This is a genomic window from Streptomyces sp. NPDC051636 (assembly GCF_044453765.1).
GTDB lineage: Bacteria > Actinomycetota > Actinomycetes > Streptomycetales > Streptomycetaceae > Streptomyces.
Genome location: NZ_JBITDA010000006.1, coordinates 111693 through 126287, shown reverse-complemented (window position 1 = coordinate 126287; position 14595 = coordinate 111693). Strand labels below are relative to the sequence as shown.

The 14595-nt window shown below is 69.3% G+C and carries 8 protein-coding genes and 1 pseudogene; 4 read left to right on the top strand and 5 right to left on the bottom strand.

Annotated elements, in window-relative coordinates:
- Positions 1 to 243: 243 nt before the first annotated feature.
- Both ACIBBH_RS13995 and ACIBBH_RS13990 read right to left on the bottom strand, forming a co-directional pair.
- Complete coding sequence (locus tag ACIBBH_RS13995; RefSeq protein ID WP_399404488.1) at positions 244 to 1626, bottom strand: aspartate aminotransferase family protein; 1383 nt, start codon at positions 1624 to 1626, stop codon at positions 244 to 246.
- Entirely contained in the window at positions 1611 to 2126 is a 516-nt protein-coding gene (locus tag ACIBBH_RS13990) for an Lrp/AsnC family transcriptional regulator (RefSeq protein ID WP_399404487.1), read from the bottom strand. Before ACIBBH_RS13990 ends, ACIBBH_RS13995 begins: the two co-directional genes overlap by 16 nt.
- Positions 2127 to 2291: 165 nt before the next feature.
- Between ACIBBH_RS13990 and ACIBBH_RS13985 the strand changes: the two genes are divergently transcribed.
- The 4 genes and pseudogenes from ACIBBH_RS13985 to ACIBBH_RS13970 all read left to right on the top strand — a co-directional run bounded on the left by ACIBBH_RS13985 (position 2292) and on the right by ACIBBH_RS13970 (position 8476).
- Positions 2292 to 3731: a gamma-aminobutyraldehyde dehydrogenase gene (locus ACIBBH_RS13985; RefSeq protein ID WP_399404486.1), complete on the top strand. Its 1440-nt coding sequence runs from the start codon at positions 2292 to 2294 to the stop codon at positions 3729 to 3731.
- Between the two features lie 156 nt (positions 3732 to 3887).
- Positions 3888 to 5076 (top strand): annotated as a pseudogene (locus ACIBBH_RS13980) (spermidine/putrescine ABC transporter substrate-binding protein).
- 95 nt (positions 5077 to 5171) lie between these two features.
- A complete protein-coding gene (locus tag ACIBBH_RS13975; protein WP_399404485.1) occupies positions 5172 to 6263 on the top strand; it encodes a trypsin-like peptidase domain-containing protein in 1092 nt (363 codons plus the stop codon).
- 446 nt (positions 6264 to 6709) lie between these two features.
- Positions 6710 to 8476 carry an aKG-HExxH-type peptide beta-hydroxylase gene (locus ACIBBH_RS13970; protein ID WP_399404484.1) on the top strand — a complete coding sequence of 589 codons (1767 nt, stop codon included), beginning with the start codon at positions 6710 to 6712 and terminating at the stop codon, positions 8474 to 8476.
- A gap of 51 nt (positions 8477 to 8527) precedes the next feature.
- On the opposite strand, the gene fxsT is transcribed toward ACIBBH_RS13970, so the two are convergent.
- From fxsT to ACIBBH_RS13955, 3 genes are all read right to left on the bottom strand, one after another.
- Entirely contained in the window at positions 8528 to 12427 is a 3900-nt protein-coding gene (gene fxsT, locus ACIBBH_RS13965; RefSeq protein ID WP_399404483.1) for an FxSxx-COOH system tetratricopeptide repeat protein, read from the bottom strand.
- Between the two features lie 181 nt (positions 12428 to 12608).
- Positions 12609 to 14096, bottom strand: coding sequence for a hypothetical protein (locus ACIBBH_RS13960; RefSeq protein WP_399404482.1), 1488 nt, complete (start codon positions 14094 to 14096; stop codon positions 12609 to 12611).
- A 102-nt stretch (positions 14097 to 14198) separates the two neighbouring features.
- Positions 14199 to 14507 (bottom strand): trypco2 family protein, encoded by a 309-nt coding sequence (locus ACIBBH_RS13955; protein WP_399404481.1) that lies wholly within the window; start codon positions 14505 to 14507, stop codon positions 14199 to 14201.
- Between the last annotated feature and the right edge of the window lie 88 nt (positions 14508 to 14595).

Sequence of the window (14595 nt, the reverse complement as noted above, 5' to 3'; positions counted from 1 at the left end):
AGACCTGGGGTCCAGCTGCACGCACCGGACAGGACCTGGTCCCTCGTGCGGGGGAACGAAGGCAGGGCCGATCGGTCACTCGGCACGCTAGGCAGTGCACCGGGGGAGGCCGGACAGCACACGGCCCCGGGCCGCCCTTTCTCACTCGAATGGGCGGCCCGGGGCCCGGAACTGACCACAGCGTCAGCTGATCACAGCCACCGGTCACAGCCACCGGTCACGGTTACTGGTCACGGTTACTGATCACAGCTTCGTCCACGCCTCCGTCAGCGTCGCGCGCAGGATCCGCTCGATCTCGTCGAAGGTCTCCTGGTCGGAGATCAGCGGCGGGGCGAGCTGGACGACCGGGTCGCCGCGGTCGTCGGCACGGCAGTACAGGCCGTTGTCGAAGAGGGCCTTGGAGAGGAAGCCGTACAGGACGCGCTCGGTCTCCTCCTCGTTGAAGGACTCCTTGGTGTTCTTGTCCTTCACCAGCTCGATGCCGTAGAAGAAGCCGTTGCCGCGGATGTCGCCGACGATCGGCAGGTCGTGCAGCTTCTGGAGGGTGGACAGGAACGCGGACTCGTTGTCGAGCACGTGCTGGTTGAGGTTCTCGCGCTCGAAGAGGTCCAGGTTGGCCAGGCCCACCGCGGCCGACACCGGGTGGCCGCCGAAGGTGTAGCCGTGCAGGAAGGTGTTGTCGCCGTGGTAGAACGGCTCGGCGAGCCTGTCTGATATGACGCACGCGCCGATCGGGGAGTAGCCCGAGGTCATGCCCTTGGCACAGGTGATCATGTCCGGGACGTAGCCGAACTTGTCGCAGGCGAACATCGTGCCGAGCCGGCCGAAGGCGCAGATGACCTCGTCCGACACCAGCAGCACGTCGTACTTGTCGCAGATCTCGCGGACCCGCTGGAAGTAGCCGGGCGGGGGCGGGAAGCAGCCGCCGGCGTTCTGCACGGGCTCCAGGAAGACCGCGGCGACCGTCTCCGGGCCCTCGAAGAGGATCTGCTGCTCGATCTGGTCGGCGGCCCAGCGGCCGAAGGCCTCCGGGTCGTCACCGAAGAGCGGGGCGCGGTAGATGTTGGTGTTCGGGACCTTGTGCGCGCCCGGGACGAGCGGCTCGAAGGGGGCCTTCAGGCCCGGCAGGCCGGTGATCGACAGGGCGCCCTGGGGGGTGCCGTGGTAGGCGACCGCGCGGGAGATCACCTTGTACTTGGTGGGCTTGCCGGTCAGCTTGAAGTACTGCTTGGCGAGCTTCCAGGCGGTCTCGACCGCCTCGCCGCCGCCGGTGGTGAAGAAGACCTTGTTCAGGTCGCCCGGCGCGTAGTCGGCGAGACGTTCCGCCAGCTCCACCGCCTTGGGGTGCGCGTACGACCACACCGGGAAGAACGCCAGCTCCTGCGCCTGCTTGAAGGCGGTCTCGGCCAGCTCCGTGCGGCCGTGGCCGGCCTGGACCACGAACAGACCCGCGAGACCGTCGAGGTAGCGCTTGCCCTTGTCGTCGTAGATGTAGGTGCCCTCGCCGCGCACGATCGTCGGCACGGGCGAGTTCTCGTACGAGGACATGCGGGTGAAGTGCATCCACAGGTGGTCGTACGCGGTTCGGCTGAGGTCCTTCTGGCTCACGGTTATCGGGTTCCCCACATGTAGGTCTGCTTCTTGAGCTTGAGGTAGACGAAGCTCTCGGTGGAGCGCACGCCGGGCAGGGCCCGGATGCGTTTGTTGATGACGTCCAGCAGGTGGTCGTCGTCCTCGCAGACGATCTCGGCGAGGATGTCGAACGAGCCCGCGGTCATCACCACGTACTCGACTTCCGACATGTCAGTCAGCGCGTCCGCGATCGACTCGACGTCGCCCTCGACGTTGATCCCGACCATCGCCTGCCGGCGGAAGCCCACGGTGAGCGGGTCCGTGACGGCGACGATCTGCATCACACCCTGGTCGAGCAGCTTCTGGACGCGCTGGCGCACGGCCGCCTCGGACAGGCCCACGGCCTTGCCGATCGCGGCGTACGGCCGGCGGCCGTCCTCCTGGAGCTGCTCGATGATGGCGAGGGAGACGGCATCCAGCTGGGGACGGCCGTTCCTGGACTCGCGGGAGTCCCTCTGGTCTGCGCTTCGACTGGCCACGGCCTCACTGTGCACGACGTCTCGACAGTTCCGCAAGGCCAGATCGATGAAATTCGTTGTTTACATCGCCGAAGCCTGCGGATTCCGCACCGAAGGCGCGATCGGGGGTGTTGAAAACGTCGGCTCTCGGATTAGTGTGGGTGTCTCAGTGAATGGACACCCGAACTTGGAGGGCCGGCAGTGAGCACCGAGCTGCGTCGTCTGCGCAACTACATCGACGGTGAGTTCCGGGACGCCGCCGACGGACGGACCACCCAGGTGGTCAACCCCGCGACGGGCGAGGCGTACGCGACCGCGCCGCTGTCCGGGCAGGCGGACGTGGACGCCGCCATGGCCGCGGCCGCCGCGGCCTTCCCGGGCTGGCGGGACACGACCCCGGCCGAGCGCCAGAAGGCCCTTCTGAAGATCGCGGACGCGTTCGAGGAGCGCGCCGAGGAGCTCATCGCGGCCGAGGTGGAGAACACGGGCAAGCCGGTCGGGCTGACCCGCTCCGAGGAGATCCCGCCGATGATCGACCAGATCCGCTTCTTCGCGGGCGCGGCGCGGATGCTGGAGGGCCGGTCGGCGGGTGAGTACATGGAGGGGATGACCTCGATCATCCGCCGTGAGCCGGTCGGCGTCTGTGCCCAGGTGGCCCCCTGGAACTACCCGATGATGATGGCGGTGTGGAAGTTCGCCCCCGCGATCGCGGCGGGCAACACGGTCGTCCTGAAGCCGTCGGACACGACCCCCGCGTCCACCGTCCTGATCGCCGACATCCTCGGCTCGATCCTGCCCAAGGGCGTCTTCAACGTCATCTGCGGCGACCGCGAGACCGGCCGCCTGATGGTCGAGCACCCGGTCCCGGCGATGGCCTCCATCACCGGCTCGGTGCGCGCGGGCATGTCGGTCGCCGAGTCCGCCGCCAAGGACCTCAAGCGGGTCCACCTGGAGCTGGGCGGCAAGGCGCCGGTCGTCGTCTTCGAGGACACCGACATCGCCAAGGCCGTCGAGGACATCTCGGTCGCGGGCTTCTTCAACGCGGGCCAGGACTGTACGGCCGCCACCCGCGTCCTGGTCCACGAGTCGATCCACGACGAGTTCGTGGCCGCGCTGGCCAAGACGGCGGCGGAGACGAAGACGGGCCGGCCGGACGACGAGGACGTCCTGTACGGCCCCCTGAACAACCCGAACCAGCTGAAGCAGGTGAGCGGCTTCATCGAGCGCCTGCCCGCCCACGCCAAGGTCGAGGCCGGCGGCCACCAGGTCGGCGACAAGGGCTACTTCTACGCCCCGACCGTCGTCTCCGGCCTGAAGCAGGACGACGAGATCGTCCAGAAGGAGGTCTTCGGCCCGGTCATCACCGTCCAGTCCTTCTCCGACGAGGAACAGGCCGTGGAGTGGGCCAACGGCGTCGAGTACGCCCTCGCCTCCTCGGTGTGGACCAAGGACCACGGCCGCGCCATGCGCATGTCCAAGAAGCTCGACTTCGGCTGCGTGTGGATCAACACCCACATCCCGCTGGTCGCCGAGATGCCCCACGGCGGCTTCAAGAAGTCCGGCTACGGCAAGGACCTGTCGGCGTACGGCTTCGACGACTACACGCGGATCAAGCACGTGATGACGTCGCTGGACGGCTGACGCACGAGCTCGCGGCCCCGGACGGAGGACAGCCCGTCCGGGGCCGCGGTGTTCCCCGCGGACGCGCCCGCCGATCGACAGAGCGTCGGGTCGTACCGGGCCCGGTCGACGCACCGTCGATTGTCCGTGCGCAGGCGGGGACGGCATGCTGCCGGAGTGCCCCGAACTCCTTACCGGATACCCGAGTTGACCGCCGCTCCCTGGTGCGCGCCCTCGGCGGCACCGCCGTGCTCGGCGCCCTCGCGGGCTGCGGTGTGCCCGCCGCGTACGTCGAGCCGGGCGACCGCGCGGCCGACGACCTGTCCGCCACCGACAGGCGGCTGACCTTGGCGACCTGGCCGCTGTACATCGACACCGACGACGACCCCAACAGGCGGCCCACGCTGCGGGCGTTCGAGAAGCGCACGGGCATCTCCGTCGACTATGTCGAGGAGATCAACGACAACGACGAGTTCTTCGGCAAGATCAGCCCCGTGCTGATGAACCATCAGTCCACCGACCGTGACCTGATCGTCGTCAGTGACTGGATGTGCGTGCGGTTCGTGCGCCTGGGCTGGGTCCAGGAGATGGACCGCGCCCGGCGGCCGAACGTGACGAAGCACCTCGACCCGCTGCTGCGCTCGCCCGCCTTCGACCCCGGCCGCAGGTTCACGGTGCCGTGGCAGTCGGGCATCACCGGCATCGCGTACAACCACCGCAGGCTGGGCCGCGAGATCCGGCACGTGAAGGACCTGTGGGCCGGCGACCTCAAGGGCCGGGTGACCCTCCTCTCCGGACTGGACGAGGCGTTCGCGCTGCTGATGCAGGGCAACGGCGTGGACGTCACCCGGTGGACGGCGGACGACTTCCACACCGTCTGCGACCAGGTGGAGAAGGAGGTCCACCGGGGCCGGATACGCCGCTTCGCCGGCAACGACTACACCAAGGACCTGGCCAGCGGCGACGTCCTGGCCTGCCAGGCCTACTCCGGCGACGTCATCCAGCTCCAGGCGGACAACCCCGACATCCGCTTCGTCGTCCCCGAGGAGGGCGCCGAACTCTGGTCGGACTCCCTGATGATCCCGACCGGGCCCGCCACAAGGCCAACGCCGAACGGCTCGTCGACCACTACTACGACCCCGAGGTCGCCGCCGAACTCGCCGCCTGGGTCAACTACGTCTGCCCGGTCCCCGCGGCCAGGGAGGTCCTGGCCGCCTCCAAGGACAAGGACACGGCCGCCCTGGCCGACAACCCCCTGATCTTTCCCGACGCACGCATGCGCAAGCGGCTCGCGATCGCGCGGGACATCACGTCCACGGAGCGGGTGGAGTTCGCGAAGCGGTGGAACGGGATCGTGGGGCTGTAGGGGCCGGGGCCGGTTCCCTTGGCTCAGACAGACCGGTGGTCACCCGAAACCCGGCGCGGCATTTACGCGGCCGCGTCATGGGGTAGATCCCCCGTGTGAGTGAACGGCACGGCGGGGTGCGGGGGTTGGAGATCGCCCGAGTCGCAGAGGTGATCGTGGGGCGCCCCGGTGGCGTGCCGGGCCGGCGGGGTTCCGGTTACCGCGTCGGCGACCGGTACGTGCTCACCGCCGCCCACCTGGTCGAGCCGCCCTTGACCACACTTGTGGTCCGCTTCGAAGCCGACCGTCCCAGCGAGTGGGCCACCGCCGCCCACGTGGTCCTCCGCTCCGGCCGCGCCGACCTTGCCCTGCTGGAGGTGGCCGACCGCCCCTGCGAGGCCCCGCCGGTCCATCACACGCCCCGTTACGCGGTTCTCCCGGAGGCGGACGTCACTCTGCCCGTCACCGCTGTCGGCTTTCCCCGCTTCAAACTGCGCGAGGACCTCGGATCGGGTCCTGTTGCGGGGGGCATACACGTCCGGTACCGCGACTCCTGCCACGTCGACGGCACGGTGTCCGTCCTCTCCAACCGGCGGGAGGGAACCTTGGAGGTGGCCGTCCCGCCTCCGGCCGATGTGGTCGAAGCGGAGCGCTCGCCGTGGGAGGGCATGTCCGGCGCCGCTCTCTGGTCCGACGGCGCGGTTATCGGCCTGATCACCGCCCACCACCGCTCCGACGGCCTGGGACGGCTCGCGGCGGTACGGGTGCAGCGCTGGTACGAGGTGCTGCTCCCTGCAGAGCTCGAACTGCTCCAGGCCTGCGCGGGCCTTCCGGAACGGCCAGGACCGGTCCGCTCCCCTGACGGCGCGGCAGTGCCGTCACCGCCCTCCCCGTCCCTCGCATCGCTGCCGCACACCCTGACGATGAGCGATCTGAAGGACCTGGTGGACGCGCTGACGGCCCTGCCGGCGCTGCGCCGGCCGAACGGCCTCGACACGGTCCTGGAAAGCGTCGACCCCCGGGTGGCCGCCCATCGGCCCCGCGACGACCGGCTGCGCTACGACGTGTACGGAGTGCTGCGCACCTGCCTGCGCTACCCCGGCGCCCTCGACAGGTTCATGGAAGCGCTGCGGGAGTGGGAGGAGGACTCGGAGGAACTGCGCAGAGTCGACCACGTGGCAGCTGAACTGGCGATGCGGCACCGCTGACTTGACGGCAACTGGCCGGTACGCAGGGTTTCGGGCCACCTCCGCCTGGGCCATCATTAGAGAGGAACGACGGCGCGGACAAGCATGCAGGGGGAGGGGACTTGGCAGCCGTGGAGCGGGCGACGCCGGCCTTTGAGTCGGGACTCATTGACCTCTCAGGAGTGTCACTTCAGGCGCTGCGTTCTCTGGACGGCCCCGCCTTGTCCGAGTCGCTCGAGCGGTTGCTGGAGGATGTCGACGATCCCCATGCCCTCACGGTGGCCGGCGTCAATCCAGGGGGCGGGGGCGGAAGCACTGAGAAGTAGGGCAGCAACCGTGGTGCGGGGAGAATGCCGGTGCGCTCGGTGAGCAGCACACCTGATGATCGATCCGCTTTTCACAGTATTTCGGCCGCCGGCCTCCACCGGCTCCTCCGGGGGGACGGCGACAGTGCTGTCATCGTCCAGTTGCTCGGCGCTGAGCGCAGTCGCCGGCTGCTGCTTCTGCGGGCCCTCTATGACCGGAGCATCCGTGTCGCCTCCGGCTCCGGGGACTTCCCGGTCTCCCTCCACGACGCCTGGGAGTCGCTCGAGCGTGCGCAGGCCAAGGCGCCCGGAGTGGTCGAACAAGTCCTGTTGGCCCCGGGGACCGGAACATGGGTGTCCGCCGCTCTCCGGCGCCTGCGGGGCACGCTCCACAGCGACGTCCCGCTCTGGGCGACGCTGGGGCACTTGGCCTCTCTGGCCGCCGCCGCGGCCGCCGCGGCGCGCATCGAGTTCATCCTGAGGGTCCCGGCGTGCGAAGGGACAGTGTCCCTTCCTGGACTGGGATTCGCGGCTCTTCCGGCACAGAAGGACTGGACGACTGCCCGCGTCGCCGGAGACCAGTGGAGCGTGCGGATCACCTGTGGCGGCGGCGAGGTCGTCGTAGGACCCGACTGGGAGCGGCAGGTACCGGGCTGGCGGCCCACGCGCCGGATGACGCTGGGACAGGGCGCCGCCGCCGGGTCCGTGGCCCTCGAGGAACACGACCCCTATCGCACCTTCTCCGGACCCACCGCCCCACGAGTCCTCTCGGAGTCCGAGGCGCGATCCTGGCAGTCCTCACTTGCCGAGGCATGGAACATATTGCTGCGTGACGCACCGGCCCATACGGACGCCATGCGGCGAGGCCTGATGTCCATTACTCCCCTGCCCGGAGGAGAAAGGTTTCGGCCGTACAGCAGTTCCTCCGCGGAGGCCTTCGGAGGGATCAACGCCTCTCTGCCCGACGAGGGTTCCGAGCTGGCCGCGACCCTGGTGCATGAATTCCAGCACGTCAAACTCGGCGCGCTGACGCACTTGTCGCCGCTGGTGCGACGGGCCGAGAAGACACACGAGCGCCCGGAGTTGTTTCACGCGCCGTGGCGGGACGACCCACGGCCATTGGAGGGCGTTTTACAGGGGATTTATGCCTTCTTGGGAGTGGCCCGGTTCTGGCGCGCCAACCGTCGTGCCGCCAACGCGGCGCACGCGCCGTTGGCGCACTTCGAGTTCGCCCTGTGGAGGGAGGCCGTGTGGTCGACGCTCCACCGGGTCCGGGGCCATGAACGGCTGACGCCCTTGGGGCGCCTGCTCCTGGAATCGCTGCTGCAGAGCTGTGCCGGATGGCTCGGCGACGATGTCCCCGACGCGGAGTTGCGGCTGGCCCGTGAAGCGGCGGCCAGTCACCGTGCCCGGTGGCGCGAGCACCATCTGCGGCCGTCGCCGGACCTGGTGGACGAGGCGGTGCGTGCGTGGCGACGGGGAGAAGCGTGTCCCCCCTTGGCTCACGCCGCGTCGTCGTTGGTGCCGGACAGCGATGCCCGCTTTCTTGACACGGCGGCGGTCCTGGCCAGACATCGCCTCACCGACCCGGACGGCTCCTGGCGGGATCCCGCCGCCACCGGCGACCGGGTGCGCGGAGCCGGTCCGGTCGACGTCCTCCTGGCCCGTGGGGAGCGGTCCGCCGCCCGAGGGGAGTTAGCGGAGCAGCTGCTGTACGGGGACCCCGCGGTGGGCTCGTGGGCAGCGCTGGGCCGGGCCCTGGCCGACAGTCCCGAACACCGGGCGGCGTGCCGGTTTCTGATTCGGTCACCGGAGTGGGCCCGCGCCATACGGGAGACTCTGCACGAGGAGCACGGACAGCGGCCCGATCCGCTGGCCCTGGCCGCATGGCTGGGTGTCGCCACGAACCGGCCGGGGCCGTCCGGCTGAGGGGCTGCCCGCACACCGGCGGGCAGCCCTTCGGCGTCCTGGCGCCGGCTTTCACAACGGCATGGGGTCGATGTCGCAGTTCAGGCGTGTGCCGTTCAGGAAGGCCGCTGTCGCCGGGTGGGGCGTGGCCTCCTCCTCACCGCCACGCTGGGTGTCCAGTACGCGGCGCATGCGCTCCTCGGTGTCGAGCCGCAGCGCCGCGGCCTCGCTCTCCAGCCCCACGGACATCAGATCCAACGACAGGTTCCCGGCGCAGGCCAGGGTGGTCGGGTGGTCGGGGCCGAAGGTCTCCCGGCAGCGGGTCAGCGTGTCGCGCCCCTTGTCCTTCGCGGCCTCGTGCTCCCCGAGCGCCGCCAGGTCGCTGGCCAGGTTCACGGCGGCCACCAGGGTGAAGGGGTGGTCGGCTCCGAGGCATTCGGACAGCGCGACGAGCGCCGCGTCGTCCAGACGGCGGGCCTCCTCCGGCTTGCCGAGCAGCCGTTCGGACACCGCGAGACCGACGTCGGCGGACAGGGCGTAGGGGTGCTGTGCGTGGAAGACCTTGCGATAACCGGCGCAGGCCTGGGCCCCGCGCGCCCGTGCCGCGTCCAGGTCGCCGTTCTGGCGGAGGGCGATGGCGAGGGGCAGGGCGGTGGCCAGGGACTGGGGGTGGGTGTCCCCGTAACGCCGGGTGAAGGCTTCGTGGGACTGGATGGCCAGTTCCAGCGCGCGGGGGTGCAGGCCGGCCTTCCGGCACGCGATGCCCAGTTCGCGTCCGGTGCTGATGGTGGCGGGATTGTCGTTCCCGAAGACGTCCCGGAAAGCCTCCAGGGCGGCTTCCTGGAGCCGGAGCGCACCGACGTAGTCCCCGGACTCGCGCACGTCGATGGCGATCGAGTTCTCCGTGATGAGACTGCGCTGGTCATCGCGTCCGAACAGGCGCAGTTTCAGATGCCAGGTCTGCCGGTCGAGTTCCAGGGCTTCCCGGAAGGCACCGGTGAGACGGAGGCTGACGCCCAGGTTGTGCGCCATGTTCAGGCTGGCCGGGTCGTCGTCGCCGAAGGCCCGGCGTGCCCGCTCGTAGACGACCCTGTCCAGTTCGGCCCCGTCGGGGAAGCGGCCTTGGGCGCGGCGTACGGCGGCCTCCATCTGGATCGTGTCCAGAGCCTCCTCGCTTTCGGGTGAGGAGACGCGCTCGAAGGCGACCCTGACACGCTCCACCAGGGCGGAGGCGTCGCTGTACCGGCCGACCATCAAGTAGACGAAAACCAGCCACTGGCCCATGAGGAGCGTCTTCACGTCCTCCTCGCCGAAGACGTCCACCCAGGTGTTCCAGGCTGTCTCCGAGAAGTCCAGGCAGACTTCGTGATCTCCCCAGTAGTACAGGTACTTGGCGATGTTCATCACCAGCTGACGCACCCAGGGCTGGTCGGAGGTGATGGCATCAGAGGCGATGACGTGCGTGTACAGCTCCGCGTAGCGAGGCCAGCTCTCCGGGTTGGTGGGTGTCCGCGGATCGGCGGACGCCATCAGGGCGTGGGCGCCTTCGCGCATGCGGTTCTGCTCCTCTGGGCTCATTCGGTTGATCAGCACGTGCTGGACCAACCGGTGCATCTCAATGGAGTTCGTGCGATGGTCGATTCGGGCGAGTGAGTAGCGGTTGATCTCCCGTATCGCGCGCGCGAGCTTCATCGGGTCGTTCAGAGCCGCATCCAGCTCGGGAAAACCGGTGTTGTATCCCGGGCCGGAGAGGATTTGCCTGGAGATCGGGTCGGGGGCGAAGTACGAGCACAGCTGCAACAGCCGCAGGGCGCTCGGACTGCGCGTCTCCAGGTGGTCGAGCGAGACGTTCCACGCGGCGGCCACCGGCAGCTGGTAGTCCGGCGGCGGAGCCGTCTCGAGGAGTTCGTTCTGCTTGCTCTCGAAGAGCCGCAGGTACTCGGAGGCGGGCATACCGGTCTCCGCCCGCCAGGCGGCCGCCTGCACCAGGGCCAGCGGCAGGTCACCCAATGCCTCGGCGAGTGCCTCGGCCTCGTCGTCCGCGAGCTCGGGTCCTGAGCCGCGCAGCAGTTCCTTGCTCTCCTCGCGGGTGAACACGTCCACTTCGAGCGAGCCGCCCACGAGCCCCCAGCGGCGGTTCCGGGACGTGACCAGAATGGTGCCCGTGCCGCCGGTCGGGAAGTACGGGCGTACCTGTTCGGGGCTGTCCGCGTTGTCGAAGATCAGCAGCCACCTGGAGTACGGGCGTCCCTCGCGCAGCGCCTCGCGGACCGCCGGGCCGGCGATGTTGGCCTCGGACGTGGTCACCAGCCCCAGCCGCTTGGCCAGTTCCACCAGCGACTGGCCGATCTGACCCGGCCGTTCCGAGGGGATCCACCACACGATGTCGTACTCCGACTGGTGCCGGTAGGCGTACTCGATGGCCAGTTGCGTCTTGCCGACGCCGCCCATGCCGTGGATCGCCTCGGGCAGAACCGTCGTCGTGCCCTCCCGCAGCCGCTGCCCGAGCAGGTCGAGGAGCTCGCTGCGCCCCGTGAAGTTCTGGTTGCGTGGCGGCAGGTTCCCCCAGACGCGTGGCTGTACGGTGCGCTCTCCCTCCACAGTGCGCTGGGGCGTGGTCGACATCGGCGGGGCTCCTTCGGTGGATCCTGAAGCGGTGGACGGGGCTATGGCGGCTCCGGCAGGCGGGACCTTGGCAAGCGAGACTGCATACCGCTGATCGTGCCATTTCAGCGCATGTCGCAACAATCGGGCGCGCTGAAGGTGTGATCCGGACAAAGCGTCCAGCGCAGTCAGCTCGATTCGGAGGAACGGTGCGGTCTTCTGGGTCACCCGCGGCTGTGACCCCTTGCCCAAAGGTTCCGCGGGAGGCGGCAGGAGGGAGGCGCTCGACGGGTCCGAGGCCAGTACCTCGCGGACGTCGCGCAACGTACGGATGGTGGCGCTGCGGCGGCCCAGTGCGAGGAGTTGCTCGCGGGCGTCGGGGAGGAAGTCGTAGACCACGGCCCCCGGGGCATCGCGGTGGACACCGGTCGGCCGGACCAGTCCGCTCATGAAGAACTCGGAGGCGTGCACCGGCCCGGCGCCGGGAGTCGACCGGATCAACCTGCGGACGATCGGCAGACTGAGCGGTGCCGCAGCCAGGCGGGTGCCCAGCCGGAACGCCGTCGGGGAGGCCGCTGCACGGAAATCGAAAACACGGTCGGCGGCGGACAGCGGTCCCTGAGAGTCGGAGAACTCGGCCGCCCACGGAAAGTTCCGGGCCGCGTCCGGCCGTCCCTTCCATGCGTTGGCCGGCGTCGCAGGCAGGTCCAGCGGGTCCGGCTGTGCCCCGGCCAGCAGGTCGGACAGGGCACGCGAGCCGTGGTGCGTGAGGGAGAGGACGGGTACCGCGACCGGACGGTCCTCGCCGTCCGTACCGCTGACCGGTTGTGCCGGCTCCCCTTGCACGCCGCGCAGTGCGACCTCTTGTTCGTGCCAGTCCCAGTCGGCGTTGCAGGCCCACGGGTCCAGTGCCCTGACCTGCACGTGCAGTACGTCGAGGCCGGTACGGAACCAGAGGTGGGGCGGCAGCGGGTCGATCACGGCGACGGGCTGGGACTGCGCCCAGCGCCATAAGAGGGGCTGGACCGCTCCGAGGTGCCAGCCGGCCGCCAGGCCGTCCGTGACCACGAGGATCACCCGGCGTGTTCCGCCCGGCGGCGGGTCCAGGGGAGGCTCGGTGCGAACGGAGGCCGGGGCCGTCTCGTCCGTGCCGAGCAGAGCCACGACCTGCACCGCGGTGAAACTCCCGGCCAGGGCCCGGGTGAGGCCGTCGATCGCCTCGTCCCACACGCGCATGGTCACGTGGGAGTCGACGACGAGGACGGCTTCCCTGGGTGCCGCCCCACCCTGGAAACGCCAGTCACTCCACGGGCGCGTCGGGTCAGCTCCGGATCCTGACCGGTCGCGCCGAGCGTTGTCACTGGCCATGGTCACTCTCACGGCATCGCTGTGGTGGCGGAAACGGGGACACGAGGCTCCCGGTTCCCGTTGCGACAACCCCGTACGAGGGCCAGCCTACCCACAGTCCGGGCAGGCGGCAGTGCTCTCCGGTCGACGCACTTGACATCTCAGAGTGCCCTCCCTTCTGTCCCCCGTCCGCGGTCAACTCTCATCTGTCACTGCCGGGATCGCTGCCCGCTGCCGAGGGGCCGGGCATGCGCTCCGGATCGTCCAGGAGGAGGGCCAGATGACGGCCCACGTGTCTGTGCCAGTCGTCCGGTCCCAGCGCCAGCGCCTGATTGCGCCATCGCCGGGTCCGCTCCAGAACCCCGGCCAGGCCGCGTTCCTGGACGATGTCCGCGGCCGCCTCCCGGAACGCGGTGCCGGTGCCGCCCCGGTCCCAGAGGATGGCCGGGATCCCGGCACGCAGGGCCGCGACGAACTCCTGGCGGGCGGCGGGCGAATCGGCGCCGGGCGGGGTGCTCAGCACGAGGCAGACGATCTGCTGGTCGTCCTTGAGCTCCCGTTCGAGGTGGAAGGCGGACTGGTTCGGCAGGCTCCAGTGCGAGCGGCTCTCCGCGGGTCTGTCCTTGAGCTGCCGCCAGCGGTTGTTCCAGGGCCGGTGCCAGGCCGTCTTGCGCAGGCGTTCGAAACTTCGGATGACAACGGTGTAGTCCATGACCAGAGGAGTGGGTACGGCCGCGTCGGTCTCCTTGTGCCACCACTCCACCGGCTCTCCCAGCAGTGCCCAAGGAAGGATGAACTCGATCACGACTGGCTGACGCAGATCCCACCAGCGTTCCTCGGCCTGTTCGATGAGGCGGTCCACGGCAGCCGGGAGTTCGTCCCGGTGCAGCTTGAGCGTCTCACCGGGTATCGGATGCCAGCCGTCGGAGTCGGACTGCCGCCAGTGGGCCACCCAGAAGCTGTCCGGGTCCACACCGTCCGGTTCGAACTGGATGAGCAGGTACGCCGGGTGTAACGACGCCTCGCCGGGAGAGACGAACTCCCCCTGCTGCCAGACGGCCATCTCCTCGGCCAGCCCCCGGAGCTGGGCCTGCTTCCGGTTCCAGCGGCGCAGCTCCTCCGCCTCCTCGGCGCGGCCTTCCTTCACCAGGTACTCGGAGACGAGAGAGAGGAACGCCATGGACGGGGGCAGTTCGTCGGCGGCCGTGTTGTTCCCGGCCAGGTGCAGGAAGACCGCCCAGCCCGTGTCGCACCATTCCTCCAGTTCCTGGGTGCGGGAGTGACTGGCGCGGCGGGCGAGGGTGGTGAGGAGTGAGGTGGAGCGGATCTCCCGCAGGGTGGGCCGAAGGAGATGCAGATCTGTGCCCTTGAAGAAGGCGGCGGCCTCCCACTCGTCCACCAGACGCCAGAGTGCGAGCACACTCACCGATCCCTGTTCCGCGTAGCCCAGACAGCGTGCCAGGGTCTGGAGCCCCTCGTCGGCCTCCGCGCACGTCTTGACCAGCCGTCGCGTCCACAGGCCGAGCGGTTGGTCCTGGGGCGGATCCACGGACAGCCGCAGTTCCGAGTACAGGTCTTGCACCAGCATCTCCGCGCCGGTGTGGCGCCGTACTGTCTCCGTCGCCGCGAGCACACCGGCCATCTCGGCCATGAGTTCGTTGCGAACGCGTGCGGCGCTGCGCCCCTCCACCTCGTGACCTCCCCCGGGCCGTCATCGAGTTCGTCCGCGTCGGTCCAGACAGCGTACGACTAGCCTTCCCGCTGCGTCAGCGACGCGAACAAGGCGGAATCCTCAACGCTCTCCGTGTACCTCGTCGTCCGAGACCAGAACGTGGTGGTGGGTGCCGTCGGGTGCCACCAGGGTGGGCTGGAAGGTGAGCGTGACGCGATGCGTCCGCGAGGAGGAGACGGACGCGTCACCGTTTCCCTCGATGACCCAGAATTTCACCTTGCCGCCGACGCCCTCCGTGCGGTCGACCGCCACGGTCGCCTCGATCTCCACCGAGCCGAGCTCGAAGCGCAGGGGTCCGCGGCCCGGCTCGGTCAGTGCGAGGTTGAGTTGTGACCTCAACTCCCTTACCACTTCGGCCAGTTCGATCAAGATTCCTCCCCCGGTGGCGTCGCAGGGGTGTGATGATACCGAGGAAAGCCAGTGCGCCGGTCCACTCTCGGGATCACCGTCAGCCTTT